Origin of the sequence: Kribbella sp. NPDC048915 (genome assembly GCF_040649595.1) — a bacterium.
In the GTDB taxonomy this organism is placed as follows: domain Bacteria; phylum Actinomycetota; class Actinomycetes; order Propionibacteriales; family Kribbellaceae; genus Kribbella.
Map to the genome: position 1 here is coordinate 14,506 of NZ_JBEZFT010000053.1, position 17,595 is coordinate 32,100.

Sequence of the window (17,595 nt, forward strand, 5' to 3'; positions counted from 1 at the left end):
CCGGTGATGTTCCCGCTCCTCGGGAGTCACGGCGCAAGACGGAGCGTGCTCTGCTGCTCGAATCGGGCCCCGATCCGGGCGAACCTCGCGGCTGCTCTTTCGAAGTCGTCGCGGTCGGCGGTGAGGCGCGCGTAGGCGCGCTGCCGGAGCGCTTCGGCGTACGCGTTCTCGCTGGCTGCTTGCTCGAGGTACTGCGCTGCGCCCGGGTACGCCGTCACCACGGCGAGCTCAGCCGCCGCGGCACGCGCGTACGCGACCCACCACGGCTCTGTGAACGCACCGAACGCCCGCTCAATCACCTGCCCCGCGTCAACCGCCACCGCGCCCACACCACGGCCCTGCTGTCCGCCGCCGCGGCGGCGGGTTGCGGCGGCGTCGCCGCGGGCGAGGTACGTGTCGTGGTGGTGCACGGCGAGGCGGGCGTCGACGAAGGCTGCGGCCGAGGCCAGGGTCGGGTCGTCAGCCGGGTCTGTGACGCGGGCCAGTTCGAGTGCGCGAGCCTGCCAGACCTCGTGCTGACCGGTGCCGAGCAGTCCGTGGGCCAGTGCGGCCGCGGCGGCCGCCGATGCCATCCAAACGCGCTGCGGGCACCCGGCCGCGCGCCAGCCGTTCCACATCACGTCCGCGGCGGCGACGGCCTCGTCGAGCATGCCGCTGAGCGCGTAGGCGCGCACCTTCCGCGGCGCGGTGATGTACGGGTGGCTGTAGACCGGGTCCTCCGTCAGCCGCGCCAGCCGAACCGCCTCGGTGATGTCGCCAACGGTGACCGCGGTCGTGGACGAGGTGTGGAACGCATCGACAATCTCAGCGACCGTCCGCGGCTGGTGATCAGGCAGCGTCTCGGCAATCGCGAGCCGCTCCTCCGCCGTCGCCCGCGCCTCCAGCAGCCGCCCGGCAACCGCCAACGCCGTCCCGTACGCGTCGAGCGCACTCATCAGATACAGCGGATCCCCAACCCGCCGAGCCGCGTCCACCGCAACCTCAGCCGCCAACTCACCCCGCTCCACCCAACCCCAAGCAACCCGAACCCCAGCCTCCACCCGATCCCCCGCCCCAGCCGCCCGGCCCACCAGTCCAAGCTCCCCCGCCCCGGACGGCTGACCCGTCTCGCCAAGCCTTCCCAACTCGTCGCCCCCACCCATCCCACCGGCGGCGCCCACACCGCCGTATGCGCCCGGACCACCGCCGGCGACCGACCCGTCTCCGGGCGGGGTAGTGGGTGGGGTGACGGTGGTGAGGAGGGCGGCACCGCGGTCGGTGGGGACTGTGGCCGGACTGGCGGGGCTGGTGGTGACTTCGTAGCGGTTGAGGATGGTGACGGCGTAGGCGAGGGCGATTGGGTTGCCGTCGGCGGCTGCTCGCATCATCAGGTGGTACGCGTGTTCGCCGTCCGCGACCACGATGGCGGCGTCGGCGGCATCGCGCAGGTCCTCGTAGCGCTCACCCGGGTCGCCGGCGAGCTCCGCCGCGGCCAGGTAGTGCTCCCTCGCCTCCAGGAACCGCCGCCGCGCGAACGTCAGATGCGCCAGCGTGCGGGCCAGTGCATGACTGGCGCCGCGCGCAGCACGCAGATCCGGCGCCAGTAGGTCGAACTCCTCCTGCCAGTCCCCCGCCTCCAGTCGCTGCTCGAGCGCAGCCGCGACCCCCTGCGCCCACGCCGCGTGCAGCGTCGCAGCCTCGGCGTACTCGCCCTTGAGTTGTTCAAGCGCGAACGCACGCACCGTCTCCAGCATCCGCCAGCGACTGCTCCCGGCGTACAGCCCGCGCCGCAGCAGGCTCTTGTCCGTCAAACGCCCCAGGAGGTCGCTCAGCTCACTCCAGGAGCTCCCAGGCGACACACCGGCCACAGCAGCGAGGTCAAAGCCACCCGCGAACACCCCCAGCCGCCGGAACAGCCTTCGTTCGTCCTCAGCGAGCAGGTCGTAGCTCCAGCCGATCACCTGAGCCAGCGAGTTGTGTCGCTCGTTCGGACCACGTCCCCCGGACAGGAGCCGCAGGCGGTCGTCCAGCGCCGCCAACAATCCGTCCGGTCCGAGCGAACCCGCACGGGCCGCAGCCAGCTCTATAGCCAGCGGTACGCCGTCTAGCTCGGCGCAGACCCGGCGCGCGAGCTCACGGTCGTCCACGAGCTCGGGTGCCACCAGCGCGCCCCTGTCCCGAAACAGCTCCTCTGCCTCGGACCCCAGCGCCAGCGGACCGAGCTGCACCGGACGCTCCCCGGCCACGCCGAGACGTTCCCGGCTGGTCACTAGTACTGCGGTTTCTGTCGCCTCAGTGAGGACGCGGCCGACCAGGGCGGCCACGTCGTCCAGCAGGTGCTCACAGTTGTCCAAGACGAGCAGGGTGCGCCCGCGTCTCAGTCTGTCGAGTACCGCGTCATTCAGCGAGTGCGGCGGCCGCTCTACGACCTGCAGTGCCTCAGCAATGGCCGCTACGACGAAGCCAGGACGTACCGGCACCAGGTCGACCACCGCGCCGCCGTACGGATAGCTGTCCGCCACCTCAGCAGCCACCTGCAGCGCCAGCCGCGTTTTGCCGACGCCGCCAGGCCCCAGCAGGCTGACAAGGCGATTGCTGGCCAGTGCGCGCATCAGCTCAGCACGGTCCCGCTCACGGCCCACAAACGTCGTACCCGGACCGGTCGGTGTGCTGAAGCCCGAGGAGCGCGTATCGGCGAGTGCGGCGAGCTCATGGCGGTCCGAGACGCCGTACTTGCGCAGGAGCGACGAAATGTGGCTCTCGACGGTCCGGACGCTGATCTGCAGGCGGCGGGCGATCTGCGCGTTCGAACGGCCACCCGCGAGCGCCGCGAGCACCTCGGCCTCCCGCGCCGACACGTCGTTCGGACCAGCCATTGGCCCATCATGCGCGATCGACGGTGCGCCGACGCCGAACTCGGCCGCAGCCGGTCCCTGGAGTCGTTGCCGCAGTCAGTGCTCGTTCCGCGGCTTTCCGCGCTCGTTCCGCGCTTTCCGCGCTCGTTCCGCAGCTTTCCGCGCTCGTTCCGCGGTTTTCCGTGCTCGTTCCGTGGTGTTTCCGTGGTCGGTCCGGACGACTTTCCGCACCGTCCGCGCCGAGAGTGGTGGCACGAACCCTCGGAACTGGGAGGACATCATGGGACGAGCACTGCTGGACATCACAATGTCGCTGGACGGCTTCGTCACCGGGCCGGGCGCGGACCTCAGCCACGGTCTCGGCATCGGCGGCGAGCCGCTGCACGACTGGATCGTCGGCGAGCAGGAGGACGCGGACCGCATGGCGCTCGACCGCACCATGGCCGGCATCGGCGCCGTACTGATGGGACGCCGCACGTTCGACCTGATCGACGGACCGCACGGCTGGAGCGCGGACGACTTCCGCGGCGAGCGCCCCGCGATCTTCGTGCTGACGTCGAGCCCGCCGAGCCGGGTGCGGCTGGACGGTTGGTTCACGTTCGTCACGGACGGGATCGGGCCGGCGCTCAAGCTCGCGCAGGACGCGGCCGGAGCACAAGACGTAATGATCATGGGCGGTGGACACCTGTGCCGCCAATACCTGTACGCGGGTCTGGTGGACGAGCTGCGGGTCCACGTCGCACCGATCGTGCTCGGTGACGGTACGCCGCTGTTCGAGCGGACCACGCTGGACCCGATCCGGCTGGTGCCGCGCGAGACCACCAGCACGCGGCACGCGACCCATCTGACGTACGACGTACCTGACCGGGAGCAGCGATGACACAGGCGATCCTCGACGAGCGGGCGGCCGCGGTCATCGAGGCGAACAAGTACCTGGTGCTCGGGACAGTGGGCAGCGACGGACTGCCGTGGGTGACGCCGGTGTACTTCACGCCGGACGGGCACGACACGTTCTACTGGGTGTCATCACCGGACGCGCTGCACTCGCGCAACGTGGCCGAGCGCCCCGACGTCAGCATCGCGATCTTCGACTCCAGCGTGCCCATCGGCGGCGCGTCGGCGGTGTACTTCCGGGCTGAGGCCAGTCAGGTACCGGACGACGACTTGGAGCAGTGCGTGGCGCTGTACGCGGCGCGCTACCCGGAGCTGCGCGCGTACACGCTCGACGAACTCCACGACGACATCCGCCTGTACCGCGCCCGCCGTACGGCGTCCTGGGTGCTGGTGACCGGCCGCGACCCGGAGTACGGCACCGGCGTCGACTCGCGGCGCCCGGTCTGGAGCCGATGACCGGTTTGAATCGATGACCCGCTGACAGGCCATGCTTCCGGGGGACAGCATGCGTTGAGCGGAAGGCAGGAAGATGTCCGACTGGTGGGCCGAACGCCGGCAGAACCAGCAACTCGACGAACTCGCGAGCGAGATGTCGTACGCACGGCGCGAGACGTCCAGCCTGCGGTCGCAACTGTCTCAGATCCAGGGCAGCCTGCAGAGCCGGGTGGACAACCTGTCGCGGGCGTTCGACGCGTTCGTCGAGCTGTCCGACCTCCGCTACGAGGCCGCCGGCTTCGTCGACGCCGCGGAGCTGCGGCGCTACGCCACGCGCGTCCTGTCCGCGATGGCGTCCGGCACCGAGCTGCCCGAGCCCGCCAAGCCCGTCGCCCGGTACTGGTTGGGCCCCGCCACCGAGGCGCTGATCAGCCTGCGCGGCGAGAACCCCGACGAGCAGGCGATCAGTACCGCGATGGAGCTCGACCAGCGGCGTACGTCGACGTACCTCGCGCTGGCGCTGGCGGTACTCGGGGAGCGGCACCGGGTACGAACCGAGTGGGTGGACGTGGCGTTCGGTACGCCGGGTGCGGACGGCAGCCTGACCATCGTGCAGCGACTGCTGTGGACGACGGCAGCGCGCGGCGGCTTCGGCGCGGACGGGTTGGAGCTCGTCGTCAAGCGCCTGCAGTCCGCCGCCTCGCCGGACGGCGGGTGGCTGTCGCGGCTGGAACTGCGCGGTAGTTCGTCGGCGTCGACGGTCCCGGCGTTCAAGGCCTTGGACAAACAGCGGGAGGCCGTTCAGCGGCTCAGCCGGATCCGGGATGCCGTCGAGACCATCGTCGGCAACACCGAGGCGCGCGAACCCGACCCCGGCCTGAACTACCCCGAGCCCCGCAAGACCGACCAGCCCACCGACGAGAACACCGGCAAGTCCGGTCGTAGCGCCGCCGCTGACCCCGTGCCGGACCCGAACAGCCCGGCCGCCATTCTGCGCCTGCTGATCTCGGAGGGCAGCGAGCCGGAACGCGAGACGCTGGCGCGCATCGCCGTACTGCGGGCGCGGGTCACCGGTGGCAGCGAACCTGCCGTACAACTGCACGACAGCGCGGGCACGGTCGACGAACTGCTCACCCAAGACCTCGGCGTGTCCGCGGACGCGTACCTGTCAGCGGCGGCGCTGCGTGTCGTTGGCCCGTTCGTTCTGCCTGCCGTGGAGGGTGTCGCGCAGACGGCCGAGCTGCCCGGACCGGCACAGGTGACCGTCGACAGCGGTCGGCAGCAGGTCACCGTGCGGGCCGACGGTCCTGATCAGCTCGAGTTGGGCAAGGCAACGACGGCCCTCACCGCCTCCGGCGGCACCGTGACCGCCGGGCAGCGCGCTCTGCCGATCGTGGTACTGGCGGGTGGCGCTGTGGTCGCGGTCGGGCTCGGGTTGTTGTTGCACTGGTTCTGGATCGTGGTGGGGCTGGTGGTGATCGCGTTCGGCATCAACAGCTACGTATCGACGCGCCGCGCCATCGAGGCGGACCGTACGCGCGTCACCAACGAAATCACCGACCTCAACGACCGCTGCACCAAGGCCGCCACCGCCCTGGCCGAATACCACCAAAACACCACCACCCGCCGCGAAGCCATCACCCACGACCTAACCCAAATCCGCCACCAACTCACCACCTGACCCACCCCCAGTCCAAGTCGCCCCTTCGGCCGATCGCCGTTCCCTCTGGCCGGTTGTTCCGCTGGCCGGTCGCAGGACGGATGGCTGGGGGTATTGCGCGGATGGCTGGGGGTATTGCGCGGATGGCTGGGGGTATTGCGCGGATAGCTGGGTATTGCGCGGATGGCGGGTTGTAGCGGGTCAGCGGCACAACAAGGCGTCAGCGGCGACGACCACTTCGGCAACCGGAGACGGCGTACCGCTGGGTCAATACGCGCTCGACGGCCGGACGTTGGGGACAACGCGTGCATCCGTGGTGGGGTTGAACACCAACTGGTGGGCTCGCGGTGGTTATTACCTGTTCACACCCCCCGCGCACTGTCCACAGCCACCAGATGTGGCGCGAGGAGACGGCGGAGAGTGCGGGCAGGTGCCAGATGGCGGCGATCACCGGTTCGGCGAGGGACGGTACGGCGGACCGCTCGGCCGATGGGCTCTCGGTAACCGGCGAGCGGCGCTCGATGGGGACGAGGTGGTGGAGACAGCGCGGGCATCGGTGGTGGGGTTGAACACCAAATGGGGGGTTCGCGGTGGTTATTACCTGTTCAGAGCCCCTGCGCACTGTCTGCACCCACCAGATGTGGTGGGGTCGGCGGCTGCTGTTGGGCGCGTGTGTTGGGGGCGTGCGGGGCGTGTGGGTGGAAATGCGGCGGCCCCCGGTCGGCTGCTGGCAGGCAGCGGATCGGGGGCCGGCGGGTGGGGTCAGGACTTGCGCTTGGTTACTTCTTCGGTGGCGGCGGGGAGGACCTTGTGGAGGTCACCTACTACGCCGAAGTCGACCAGTTCGAAGATGGGGGCTTCGGGGTCCTTGTTGACCGCGACGATGGTCTTCGAGGTTTGCATGCCGGCGCGGTGCTGGATGGCGCCGGAGATGCCGGCGGCGACGTACAGCTGGGGGGACACGGTCTTGCCGGTCTGGCCGACCTGGTAGGCGTGCGGGTACCAGCCTGAGTCGACTGCGGCGCGGGAGGCGCCGACGGCGGCGCCGAGGGAATCGGCGAAGGCTTCGACGGGGCCGAAGTCACCACCGGTGCCGCGGCCGCCGGAGACGATGATCGCGGCCTCGGTGAGCTCGGGGCGGCCGGTGGCGGCGCGCGGCTTGGAGTCGGTGATCCGCGCAGTCTTGGCGGCGTCGGAAATCGTCACGTCGAACTCCTCGACCTCCGGCGAGGTCTCGGCGGCCTCGGGGGTGGCGGCGTTCGGCTTGACGGTGATGATCGGCGTGCCGTGGGTGACCTTGGCCTGCACGGTGTAGTTGCCGGCGAACACCGACTGCGTGGTGACCGGACCAGCACCGTCGCCGGCCTGGACGTCGACGGCGTCGGTGATCAGGCCGGACTCGAGCTTGATCGCGAGCCGGGCGGCGATCTCCTTGCCCTCGGCGTTCGACGAGATCAGGATCGCGGACGGCTCGACCTTGGCCGCGACCTGCTGTAGCGCCTCGGCCTTCGGCGCCACCAGGTACTGCGAGAGCTCCGGGTCGGACAGCGCGATCACCTTGGTCGCGCCGTACTGCCCGAGGGCCGGCAGCGCGTCCTGCACGCCGTCGCCGATGAAGACGGCGACCGGCTCGCCGAGGCGGCGGGCGATCGTGAGGAGCTCGGCGGTCGTCTTACGGACCGTGCCCGCGGTGTGGTCAACGAGAACCAGAACGTTCGACATTACTCAGCCGCTCCTCAGAGGAACTTGTTCGTGGACAGGAACTCGACGAGCTCGGCGGCCCCACTGCCGTCCTCGTCGGTGACGATGGTGCCTGCGGTCCGGGCCGGCCGGGCGGCCACCTCGACCACCTCGGTCCACGCGTTCGCGCCGCCGACCTGGTCGGGGGTGAGCTCGAGGTCGGCCAGCGACCAGGTCTCGACCGGCTTCTTCTTCGCGGCCATGATGCCCTTGAACGACGGGTACCGCGGCTCGTTGGCCTGGTCGGACACCGACAGCACCAGCGGCAACGTGCCCTCGATCGTCTCGCTCGCGGTGTCGCCGTCGCGGCGGATCCGGACGGTCTGCCCGTCGACGGTCACCTCCGAGCCCAGCGTCACGGCCGGCAGGCCGAGCCGCTCCGACACCATCGCCGGCACGACACCCATGCTGCCGTCGGTCGAGCCCATGCCGAACACGACCAGGTCGGCCTCGAGCTTGGCCAGCGCCTTCGCCAGGATCAGCGACGTGGCGACCGCGTCCGAGCCGTGGATCGCCTCGTCGACCACGTGCACGCCCGCGTCGGCGCCCATCTGCAGGCCCTTCTTCACTGCGTCGGCGGCCTGCTCGGGGCCGACCGTGAGCACGGTCACCTCGGCGTCGCCGGCCTCCTTCACGGTCAGCGCGGTCTCGACGGCGTACTCGTCCAGCTCGGACAGCAGCCCGTCGACACCGGCCCGATCCACCGTGTTGTCCTCCTCGCGGAAGCGGCGGTCCGCGGTGGCATCCGGCACGAACTTCGCGCAGACGACGATCTTCATAGCGTGTGGGACCCCTTCTGGTTAACGGTCGCTGCCAAGCCTGCCACGGATGTTACCCGCGAGAAACATGAGTCGCGTGCGAGTCCCATCACAGTCCCAGGGCCGGGCGCTACACCTTAGTCTGACCCAGGTGACCGAGACGTTACCGCTGACCGGTGAGAGGACCGCGCCGGGGATCTGGCACGAGAACTACTGGTTCGCCCGCCACGACGCCGCCTACCGCTGGATCACGGCCCACCTGCCGATCGGGACCGGCCGGGTCCTCGACGCCGGCTGCGGCGAGGGGTACGGCGCGGAGCTGCTCCGGCTGGCCGGGGCGAGCTCCGTGTTCGGTCTCGACTATGAAGATACGACGTTGCGGCATGTCCGCCGGGCTTATCCACAGGTCGATGTCGTGCGCGGCAATCTTGTCCAGACGCCCTTCACCGACGACGCTTTCGCGATCGTGACGTCCCTGCAGACGATCGAGCACCTGTGGGAGCAGCCGCGCTTCGTCGAAGAGTGCGCGCGCATCCTCGCGCCGCACGGCACGCTCGTCCTCAGTACACCGAACCGCCTGACGTTTCCGAGCGGCAACTGGTACCACACGCGCGAACTGACCGCCGCCGAGTTCACCGCACTGCTCGAACCGCACTTCACCGTGACGCAAGCACTCGGCCTGCACCACGGCGAACGGCTGACGTCCTGGGAGACGCAGTACGGCTCGTGTGTCGACGCTCAGCTCGCCACCGAGCACGACGCCTGGGACGACAACCTGGCCGGCCTGGTGCGCGGTACGACGTACGCCGACTTCGTGATCCGGCCGGGTGACCCGGGTGACCCGGGTGACCCGGGTGACTTGGACGAGTCGCTCGACCTCGTCCTCGTCGCCCGGCCGAAGGATCAGGTCGCCCGGCCGGAGAATGTCACGGCCTGACGATGCGCTCGAGGATCTTGCCGGCGATCAGGTAGACGAGCGCGGCGATCCCCCAGTTCACCAGCAGGGTGTTCTTCGCGGTCTCCAACCGGAACAGGTCCTTGAACGGGCCGACCAGCTCGTTGCCGCGTTCGAGGATCCAGCGCACGATCTCGTTGCTCTGGTTGGTCTGGTCGAGCGCGGTGAACAGCGCACCGAGCGCGAGCACCGCGGCGGCCAGCACCGCGACCAGCCAGATCAGTGACGCGATCAGGTTGCGCAGCTTCCGGACGCCCGAGCCGACCGAGCTCAGCGCCTGCTTACCCTTACCGGCCGCCGAACCCGAGACACTCCGGCCGGTCGCCTTCTTGTTGCCTGCGGCACCGGTCGGCTTGCCCGCGGCCGTGGTCGAAGCTCCCGTACCGGATGCCGAACTCGCGCCGGTCGGGGCGGCGGTCGCGTCCTTCGGCGCCGACCCGCCGGGGCTCGCGCCGGGCTGTGCATCGGGTGCGGCATCCTCCGAGCCGGCCGCATCCGACGTCGCGTTCTCGGCCGCCTTCTCCCGGGCGCGCTGCTCCGCGACGATCTCCGCGGCCGTCTTCGGCCGAACGGTCTTCGTCGCGGTCGTCGTCCCGGAGCCGCCACCGCTCGCACCGGCACCCGACACACCGGCACTCGCCACACCGGCACCGGCAGCACCAGCCGCGCCGGTGTCCGCTGCTGCACCGGTGCCGGAGGTTCTGGCGACCGGGTCCGGCCCGGCCTTCTCGTCCTGCGTACCCACGTCGTCCATCTCCTCAGCCGGGGTCCGTTGTTCGTTGGTCACCGCGGCAGCCGGCGGTCTCCTGCGCCGGCTGACCGGGACCGGGCGCGGCGACAGCCGGCGTCGCGCGCCTGCCACCGGAGCCACTGTCGTCCTGCCGTCCTCCGCACCGGCCGCCGCGGCGGGTACGTTCACGCCCTTGTCTGACTCGTTCGTTTCAAGCACTGGTTCCAACGTAGCGTCGCCGGGGATCGGATCGACCGCGCGAGCGCGCGTCGTGCTGATCGAGGCGTCGGCCGCGGCCTGGTCGAGCAGCGACCGGGCTCCGTCGTCGGCCCCGGTCCGGTCAGCCACGCTACTTCTCCTCTCCGATGCGCAAGCTCACCCGGTCGTGGGCGTCCGACCGGATGTGGGGGCCATAGTGCCCGACTGGTGAGTAACTTGAGAACCCCTCACGCTCTCTTTTTCACCATCTGCTTCTACCTCATCACCACCCGCATCCCCGGACGCCACGCGCCGCTCCGCAGTAGGCTTCTGATCCACAGCCTCCGCAGACGCCTCCTCGACCGACGGCTGAGCAACAGGCTGAGCAACAGGCGGCTTAAGAGCGCGGGCAACGGGCGGGGCCGCGGGCTGAGCGACCGGCCCGACCCCGGACTGGAGCAGCGCCGCCGTCCGGTCGTTGGCGTCGGCCAGCCCGGCCAGGTACTGACGCCGCTCGGCATCGGCCGCGTACCGCGCCGTCCGGTCCCCCACCACCTTGGCCGGCACCCCGGCCGCGATCGCGTACGCCGGAATGTTGCCCCGGGCAACGCTGTTCGCACCGATCACCGCACCACGGCCGATGTCCGTGCCCCGGGTGATCGTGACCTTCGTGGCCAGCCAGCAGTCCGGACCGACCCGGACCGGCGACTTCACCAGCCCCTGGTCCTTGATCGGCAGGTCGAGGTCGTCGGTCTTGTGGTCGAAGTCGCAGATGTAGGTGCCGTCCGCGATCAGCGTCGACGCACCGATCTCGATGTCCAGGTAGGTGTTGACCGTGACGTCGCGGGCGAACACGACCTTGTCGCCGATCCGCAGCGTGCCTTCGTGCGCCCGCAGCCGGGTCTCGTCACCGAGGTGCACCCATTTGCCGAGCACGATGCGGCCGTGCCCGGGCCGCGCCACGATCTCCAGCCGCTTGCCGAGGAACACGAAACCCTCGGTGATCACCTGCGGATGCCGCAGCCGGAACCAGGCGAACCGCCAGTAGCGCTTCAGGTAGTACGGCGTCCACGCCCGATGGCGCACCACCCAGCGCAGATTCGCCACCGTCAGCAACCGCATCGACACACCCTACTGCTCGCGCTACTTCTCGGCGGCGACGCCCGTGATCGAGACGTTGTAGTACAGCTCGTCCGGGACGACGGCCGACAGCACCTTGTCCACCTTGGACAGCTGCAACCACGACTTGTACGCGAACATCCGCCACCCGAACCCGAGCTTCTCCTCGGGTACGGCGGCCTCGAATGTGCGGATCGGCCAGCCGACCCACGCCGCGAGCAATTCCTCCGTCACGGTCTTGACGTCGACGGCACCCGCCCGGGTCGCCGTCCGTGCCAGCGTGTCGGGGTCGAACGTGTGCAGGTCGACGACCGCTTCGAGCGCCGCGGCCCGCGAGGACTCGTCGAGTTCGGCCTGCGGGCGCCGCCAGTTCGCCAGCGCGGGCAGCTTGGTGACGTTGGTGGTCGCCCACCACGTGAACCGGGACAGGCGCCGGGCCACGAAGTCGCCGTACCGCGTGGGCTCGCCGCAGATCACGAACCGCCCGCCCGGCTTCAGCACGCGCAGCATCTCGCGGAACGCGAGCTCGACGTCGGGGATGTGGTGGATGACGGCGTGCCCGATCACGAGGTCGAACGTGTTGTCGTCGTACGGCAGCTGCTCGGCGTCGGCGACCTTCCCCTCGATCTTGAAGCCGAGCGTCTTCGCGTTCCGCTTCGCCGCCTCGACCATGCCCGGGGACAGGTCGGTCACATGCGCCTCGTCGAGGACGCCGGCGAGCTTGAGGTTCAGCGTGAAGAAGCCGGTGCCGGCGCCGATCTCGAGCGTCTTGCCGTACGGCCGGCCCTGCGTGCCGGCGATCGCGGTGAAGCGGTCGCGGGCGTAGTCGACACAGCGTTCGTCGTACGAGATCGACCACTTCTCGTCGTACGTCGACGCCTCCCAGTCGTGGTACAGCACCTGGGCGAGCTTGTTGTCGTTCCAGGCCGCCTCGACGTCTTCGGCGGAGGCTGCGGGCTTCGAGGTTGCAGACATCAGATTCCCTTGAACTCGGCTTTGCCGGGGCCGTTCTCGACGAAGGACTTCATCCCGATCGCCCGGTCCTCGGTGGCGAACAGCGCCGCGAACTGCTGCCGCTCGATCTCCAGCCCGGTGGTCAGGTCGACACCGAGCCCGGAGTCGATCGACTCCTTGGCCGCGCGCAGCGCCATCGCCGCGCCGCGGGTGAACTGCGACGCCCAGGCCACCGCCTCGTCGTAGACCGACGCGGCCGGCACCACCTTGTCGACCAGACCGATCCGCAGCGACTCCTCGGCGTCCACGAATCGGCCGGTGTAGATCAGGTCCTTGGCCTTCGACGGGCCGATCAGCCGCGACAGCCGCTGGGTCCCGCCGGCGCCCGGGATGACGCCGAGCAGGATCTCCGGCTGGCCGAGCTTGGCGTCCTCGGCGGCGATCCGGTAGTCGGCGCAGAGCGCGAGTTCGCAGCCGCCGCCGAGCGCGTACCCGGTGATCGCGGCCACGGTCGGCTTCGGGATCGCGGCGACCGCGGACAGCGACGACTGCAGCGGACCGGAGCGCTTGGCCATGTCGGCGTACGACATGTCGGCCATCTCCTTGATGTCCGCGCCGGCCGCGAACACCCGCTCGCCGCCGTAGATCACCACCGCGCGGACCTCGTCGGACGCGGTCGCCTCGAGCGCGGCGGCCCGGATCTCCTCCTGGACCTGCACGTTCAGCGCGTTCATCTTCGGCCGATCCAACCGGATCGTGCCCACACCCTCACTCACGGTGAGGTTGACGAACTCGCCCATCACATCGCTCCTTCGGCTACCCACGGGTCACAACCCAGGGAACGGTACCGGATGCGGACGCCCAGCACTCACCAAACCCTACGGAGCAGGCCCGAACGGCCGTCGCCCAGCGTGGGTGGCGGCCGTCCGGGGAGGTTGGTGAGTGCTACACGTCCACCGCCTGGCCGGACGCTGCCGAGCGGCGCGCGGCGTCGACGATCTTCAGCGTGCGCAGGCCGACGTTGCCGTCGGGCTGCGGTACGACGGCCGGGGCCTGCCCCGGCGTCGCCGGACCGGAGGTGCGGACCGCGTCCAGGAACGTGTCGAGCATGGTCGCGTCCAGGTTGCCGCCGATGCCGAGGAACACCTCGCCGTCGGCGTCCGTCCCGCCGACATGCGTCACGAACGGCTCGATCTCGACGGATCCGTTGGTTCCGGTGACCTTCAGCGACACGCCGCCCCAAGTCGGGGCGTTGTCAGGGACGCTCCACGAGCAGTCGATCGTTGCCAGCAGCCCGTTGTCGTAGTTGATCGTCACCAGACCGCCGGTCTCGGTCTGCACACCTTTGTCCTGGTGCAGGATCCGGTTCGCGGCGGCGTACACGCGGGTCGCGTTCGCCCCGCCGGTGAGGCCGTCGATCAGGTCCGCGCAGTGCACGGTGTGGTCGACGAGCGCGCCGCCCCCGGCCAGCTTGGCGTCGACGAACCACTGCCGGGAGGCATACGGGATCTTGCCGTTGTTGGTGCCCAGAACGGCGAACACGTCGCCCAACCGGCCGGCCTCGACGTTCGCCCGCAGTTGCGCGTACGCCGGCGCGAACCGGACCGGGTACGCGATCATCAGGATCGTCCCGGCCGCCTCGCACGCCGCGAGCATCGCCTCGCCGTCGGCGACCTCGGTGGCCAGCGGCTTCTCGCACAGGACATGCGCACCGACCACTGCGGCCCGCTCGACCAGTGCGCGGTGATAGGCGTTCTCCGACGTCACGACGACGGCGTCGGGTCCCCAGGCGAACAGTTCGTCGTACGAGTCGACGTACGGGACGCCGAACTGCGCCGCGAACTCCGCGCCACGCGGACCGGGATCCGGTGCGCCGGCACCGTCGGGGTCGGCGGCCAGTACATCGATGTCGGGCATCGACGCGAGCAGATGCGCGTACGACGCCGCGTGCACGTGCGCGAACGACGCGATCGCAACCTTCAGACTCATGCCACAGCTCCCGTCGCAACGAAGGTCTTCATGTCGATCGGCTGACCGGACTCCATCGAGGCGCGGGCGGCTTCTGCCAGGTACACCGCGGTGGCGCCGTCGCCCGCGTGCACCCGGGCCTCCGGGCCGCCGCGCAGGCACACGGCGAACTCCCGCAGCTGGGTCAGGTAGGGGCTCTCCCCCAGCGCCGACTCCGGAATCAGCAGGTCGCCGCCGGTCGCGCCGTCCGTCAGCTCCTCCTTGTAGCCGGTGTTGCTGTCGGAGGCGAACTTCAGGACACCGGTCGATCCGGCGATCTGGAAGCCGGTCTGGAACGTCGTCCCGGTCGCTCCCCAGGTCGCGCGGCAGTGGCTGATCGCGCCGGATTCGTGCGTCAGCGTGACGTGCGCCGCCACATTCACCGGGCTGATGCCGTCGACGGTCGGCGGGTTCTGGACGGCGTACACGGTCGCGACCTCGCCGCACAGCCAGCGCGCCTGGTCGAGGTCGTGCACCATCAGGTCCATGATCACGCCGCCGGAGCGGTTCACCTCGCGGTACCAGCCGGCACCGGCCGGGGAGGACGCCTGCCGGTAGAACCGGGCCACCGCGACGTCGCCGATCCGTCCGGCCTGGATCGCGTCGTACGCCGCCTTGTACGCCGGGAAGAACCGCACCACGTGCGCCGGGTACAGTCGAACGCCGGCCTCCTGGGCCGCGTCGATGACTTCGTGCGAGTCGGCCGCGGTCAGCGTCAGCGGCTTCTCGCAAATGACGTTCTTGCCGGCCTTGATCGCGGCCAGCGTGATCTCCTTGTGCGTCTCCGTCGGCGTGACGATGTCGACGAACTCGGCCTCGGCCAGGGCCGCGTCCAGCGACGGCACGACCTCCAGCCCGAACTGCTCTGCCAGTTGTTCCGCGCCCTCGAGCGAATAGACCACGACGCGCGCGCCGCAGGCCTTCCAGGACGCGGCATGGACCCGCGAGATGTTGCCCGCGCCGATCAGACCGACGGTCAGACCGGCCAACTGTTCCGACATGTGTTCCCCTGAGGTGGGTAAATTAATAACGGTCCTTGCGTATCACTGCGCACAGACGTTCGCAAGCACCGTCTCACGAACACAACCACCTCATTGTCGTGAACGGAACTCAACCTGTGCAGAATGTCCCGGTGAAAGAAGCGATCGCCGCCCCGGATGCTACCGGCCCGTCCGTGGACACCGGTCCGCGTCCGGGCGCAGTGGTCCAGACCGATGGCACCACTTTCACGCTGTGGGCCCCGTCGGCCGAGCGGGTCGAGCTCGCACTGATCGCCGACGACGGCAGTCAACGGAACCTGGATCTGACCCACACCGGTGAATTCTGGACCGGGTTCGTCCCCGGCGTCGGCGCCGGCCAGCGGTACGGGTACCGCGTGCACGGACCGTTCGACCCGTCGCACGGACTCCGCTTCAACCCCTCCAAGCTGCTGCTCGACCCGTACGCGCGGGCGGTAGACGGTGAGCTCGACTACGCGAGCCCGGTCATCTACGACTCCTCCGACGCCGACTCGGCCGGCCATGTCCCGGTCGGTGTGGTGGTCGCGCCGTCCGATCCCCCGCCGCCGATCAGCCGTCCCGTGCACTGGGGCGAGACGGTCATCTACGAGTTGCACACGAAGGGCTTCACCCGGCTGCATCCCGACGTACCCGAGCACCAGCGCGGGACGTACGCCGGGCTCGCGCATCCGTCGGTCATCAACTATCTGACCGACCTGGGCGTGACGTCGGTCGAGTTGCTGCCGATCCACCATTTCCTGACCGAGCCGTCGATCGCCGCCCGCGGCCTGCCGAACTACTGGGGCTACAACCCGCTGAACTACTTCGCCCCGCACGCGCCGTACGCGTCGTCGGGTACGCGCGGCGAACAGGTCGCGGAGTTCAAGGCGATGGTCGCCGCGTTCCATGCCGCCGGCATCGAAGTGATCCTCGACGTGGTCTACAACCACACCGCCGAGGGCGGCTTCGACGGGCCGACGCTGAGCTTCCGCGGGATCGACAACCGCGCGTACTACCGGCTCTCGCACGGCGCCGCGATGTACGACGTGACCGGCACCGGCAACTCGATCGACACCTCGCATCCGCAGGTCCGGCGGCTCGTGATGGACTCGCTGCGGTACTGGGTCGAGGAGATGGGCGTCGACGGGTTCCGGTTCGACCTGGCCGTGACGCTGGTGCGCAACGAGCGGCACGAGGTCGACATCCCGGATCACCCGTTCCTGGCCGAGGTGGCCGCCGACCCGGTGCTCGGCCGGGTGAAGCTGATCGCCGAGCCGTGGGACATCGGCCCGTTCGGGTACCAGGTCGGCAACTTCGGGCCGCCGTGGTCGGAGTGGAACGGGAAGTTCCGCGACAGTGTGCGCGACGTCTGGCGGAACACCTCCGACGGCGTGAAGGACCTCGCGTACCGGCTGTCCGGGTCCAGTGATCTGTACGGCGACGACGGCCGCTACCCGTATGCGTCGATCAACTTCATCACCGCGCACGACGGGTTCACGCTGCGGGATCTGGTCAGCTACAACCACAAGCACAACGAGGCCAACCACGAGGACAACCGGGACGGTACCGACGACAACCGGTCCTGGAACTGCGGCGTCGAGGGCGAGACCGACGACCCGAACGTGATCGCGCTGCGCAAACGGCAGATGGCGAACCTGATGGCCACGCTGATCCTGTCCACCGGCGTACCGATGATCACCGCCGGCGACGAGTGCGGGCGCACGCAGCACGGCAACAACAACGCCTACTGCCAAGACAGCGAGATCTCCTGGTTCGACTGGTCACTGCCTGCGGTGTGGTCGGATCACCTGGAGTTGACGAAGAAGCTCCTGGCGCTGCGGGCGGCGCACCCGGCGCTGCGGCAGTGGCACTACTTCTCCGGGCAACCCGTCGTACCCGGTGGCCGTAAGGATCTGTCGTGGATCGCGCCGCACGGCGGTGAGATGACCGACGCGGACTGGTTCGACGGCAACCTGCGGACGATCGGCATGTTCCTGCGCGGCGATGCGCTGCGGGCCACCGACGCCGAGGGCAATCCGCTCACCGACAGCTCGTTCCTGCTCGCGTTGAACGCGACGCCGGAGATCCGCAACGTCGTCGTGCCGGATGCCTCGTGGGCGCCCGCGTACGAGGTCGTGCTGGACACGAGCAACAGCATGGTGACCGAGGTCGAGGCCGGCGCGACGGTGCCGCTGGCGCCACGCTGCCTGGTGCTGCTGCGCGCGCTTTAGTCACTCACTGCCTGAGCAGGCGCTCCAAACGGTTGAGCCTCTTGGCCCGGCGCACTCCGATCGGGACGATCGCCGCACGACC

General features: G+C 69.7%; 14 protein-coding genes. 5 read left to right on the forward strand and 9 right to left on the reverse strand.

Annotated elements, in window-relative coordinates:
• Positions 1–26: 26 nt before the first annotated feature.
• Positions 27–2,855, reverse strand: a complete 2,829-nt coding sequence (locus AB0B82_RS23995) for a LuxR C-terminal-related transcriptional regulator (RefSeq protein WP_360172528.1) — start codon at positions 2,853–2,855, stop codon at positions 27–29.
• Positions 2,856–3,114: 259 nt separating this feature from the next.
• On the opposite strand from AB0B82_RS23995, the gene AB0B82_RS24000 reads away from it, so the two are divergent.
• The 3 genes from AB0B82_RS24000 (at position 3,115) to AB0B82_RS24010 (ending at position 5,844) form a co-directional block, all read left to right on the forward strand.
• Complete coding sequence (locus AB0B82_RS24000; RefSeq protein WP_360172531.1) at positions 3,115–3,714, forward strand: dihydrofolate reductase family protein; 600 nt, start codon at positions 3,115–3,117, stop codon at positions 3,712–3,714.
• Complete coding sequence (locus AB0B82_RS24005; protein WP_360172534.1) at positions 3,711–4,184, forward strand: pyridoxamine 5'-phosphate oxidase family protein; 474 nt, start codon at positions 3,711–3,713, stop codon at positions 4,182–4,184. Before AB0B82_RS24000 ends, AB0B82_RS24005 begins: the two co-directional genes overlap by 4 nt.
• A gap of 73 nt (positions 4,185–4,257) precedes the next feature.
• A complete protein-coding gene (locus AB0B82_RS24010) occupies positions 4,258–5,844 on the forward strand; it encodes a hypothetical protein (protein ID WP_360172537.1) in 1,587 nt (528 codons plus the stop codon).
• Between the two features lie 741 nt (positions 5,845–6,585).
• On the opposite strand, the gene AB0B82_RS24015 is transcribed toward AB0B82_RS24010, so the two are convergent.
• Positions 6,586–7,545 (reverse strand): electron transfer flavoprotein subunit alpha/FixB family protein, encoded by a 960-nt coding sequence (locus AB0B82_RS24015; protein WP_360172540.1) that lies wholly within the window; start codon positions 7,543–7,545, stop codon positions 6,586–6,588.
• A 14-nt stretch (positions 7,546–7,559) separates the two neighbouring features.
• Positions 7,560–8,342: an electron transfer flavoprotein subunit beta/FixA family protein gene (locus AB0B82_RS24020; RefSeq protein ID WP_360172543.1), complete on the reverse strand. Its 783-nt coding sequence runs from the start codon at positions 8,340–8,342 to the stop codon at positions 7,560–7,562.
• Between the two features lie 130 nt (positions 8,343–8,472).
• On the opposite strand from AB0B82_RS24020, the gene AB0B82_RS24025 reads away from it, so the two are divergent.
• Positions 8,473–9,258, forward strand: coding sequence for a class I SAM-dependent methyltransferase (locus AB0B82_RS24025; protein ID WP_360172546.1), 786 nt, complete (start codon positions 8,473–8,475; stop codon positions 9,256–9,258).
• Here the strand turns inward: AB0B82_RS24025 and AB0B82_RS24030 are convergent.
• The 6 genes from AB0B82_RS24030 to AB0B82_RS24055 form a co-directional block, all read right to left on the reverse strand.
• Positions 9,248–10,354 carry a hypothetical protein gene (locus tag AB0B82_RS24030; protein ID WP_360172549.1) on the reverse strand — a complete coding sequence of 369 codons (1,107 nt, stop codon included), beginning with the start codon at positions 10,352–10,354 and terminating at the stop codon, positions 9,248–9,250. The two genes, AB0B82_RS24025 and AB0B82_RS24030, sit on opposite strands and share 11 nt — an antisense overlap.
• 27 nt (positions 10,355–10,381) lie before the next feature.
• Positions 10,382–11,326 (reverse strand): acyltransferase, encoded by a 945-nt coding sequence (locus AB0B82_RS24035; RefSeq protein ID WP_360172552.1) that lies wholly within the window; start codon positions 11,324–11,326, stop codon positions 10,382–10,384.
• A 21-nt stretch (positions 11,327–11,347) separates the two neighbouring features.
• Positions 11,348–12,298, reverse strand: coding sequence for a methyltransferase domain-containing protein (locus tag AB0B82_RS24040; protein WP_360172555.1), 951 nt, complete (start codon positions 12,296–12,298; stop codon positions 11,348–11,350).
• Positions 12,298–13,077, reverse strand: a complete 780-nt coding sequence (locus AB0B82_RS24045) for an enoyl-CoA hydratase-related protein (RefSeq protein WP_360172558.1) — start codon at positions 13,075–13,077, stop codon at positions 12,298–12,300. The genes AB0B82_RS24040 and AB0B82_RS24045 overlap by 1 nt, the downstream gene beginning before the upstream one ends.
• A 145-nt stretch (positions 13,078–13,222) precedes the next feature.
• Positions 13,223–14,266: a Gfo/Idh/MocA family oxidoreductase gene (locus AB0B82_RS24050; RefSeq protein WP_360172561.1), complete on the reverse strand. Its 1,044-nt coding sequence runs from the start codon at positions 14,264–14,266 to the stop codon at positions 13,223–13,225.
• Positions 14,263–15,285: a Gfo/Idh/MocA family oxidoreductase gene (locus AB0B82_RS24055; RefSeq protein ID WP_360172564.1), complete on the reverse strand. Its 1,023-nt coding sequence runs from the start codon at positions 15,283–15,285 to the stop codon at positions 14,263–14,265. Before AB0B82_RS24055 ends, AB0B82_RS24050 begins: the two co-directional genes overlap by 4 nt.
• A 131-nt stretch (positions 15,286–15,416) precedes the next feature.
• On the opposite strand from AB0B82_RS24055, the gene glgX reads away from it, so the two are divergent.
• Positions 15,417–17,513 carry a glycogen debranching protein GlgX gene (glgX, locus tag AB0B82_RS24060; protein ID WP_360172567.1) on the forward strand — a complete coding sequence of 699 codons (2,097 nt, stop codon included), beginning with the start codon at positions 15,417–15,419 and terminating at the stop codon, positions 17,511–17,513.
• Positions 17,514–17,595: the final 82 nt, after the last annotated feature.

Excerpts from the sequence above, each read along its gene's own strand:
- AB0B82_RS24035 (WP_360172552.1), bottom strand. The coding sequence starts at position 11,326 with ATGCGGTTGCTGACGGTGGCGAATCTGCGCTGGGTGGTGCGCCATCGG.
- AB0B82_RS24040 (WP_360172555.1), bottom strand. The coding sequence starts at position 12,298 with ATGTCTGCAACCTCGAAGCCCGCAGCCTCCGCCGAAGACGTCGAGGCG.
- AB0B82_RS24010 (WP_360172537.1), top strand. The coding sequence starts at position 4,258 with ATGTCCGACTGGTGGGCCGAACGCCGGCAGAACCAGCAACTCGACGAA.
- AB0B82_RS23995 (WP_360172528.1), bottom strand. The coding sequence starts at position 2,855 with ATGGCTGGTCCGAACGACGTGTCGGCGCGGGAGGCCGAGGTGCTCGCG.
- AB0B82_RS24005 (WP_360172534.1), top strand. The coding sequence starts at position 3,711 with ATGACACAGGCGATCCTCGACGAGCGGGCGGCCGCGGTCATCGAGGCG.
- AB0B82_RS24015 (WP_360172540.1), bottom strand. The coding sequence starts at position 7,545 with ATGTCGAACGTTCTGGTTCTCGTTGACCACACCGCGGGCACGGTCCGT.
- AB0B82_RS24045 (WP_360172558.1), bottom strand. The coding sequence starts at position 13,077 with ATGGGCGAGTTCGTCAACCTCACCGTGAGTGAGGGTGTGGGCACGATC.
- AB0B82_RS24020 (WP_360172543.1), bottom strand. The coding sequence starts at position 8,342 with ATGAAGATCGTCGTCTGCGCGAAGTTCGTGCCGGATGCCACCGCGGAC.
- AB0B82_RS24000 (WP_360172531.1), top strand. The coding sequence starts at position 3,115 with ATGGGACGAGCACTGCTGGACATCACAATGTCGCTGGACGGCTTCGTC.
- AB0B82_RS24050 (WP_360172561.1), bottom strand. The coding sequence starts at position 14,266 with ATGAGTCTGAAGGTTGCGATCGCGTCGTTCGCGCACGTGCACGCGGCG.
- AB0B82_RS24055 (WP_360172564.1), bottom strand. The coding sequence starts at position 15,285 with ATGTCGGAACAGTTGGCCGGTCTGACCGTCGGTCTGATCGGCGCGGGC.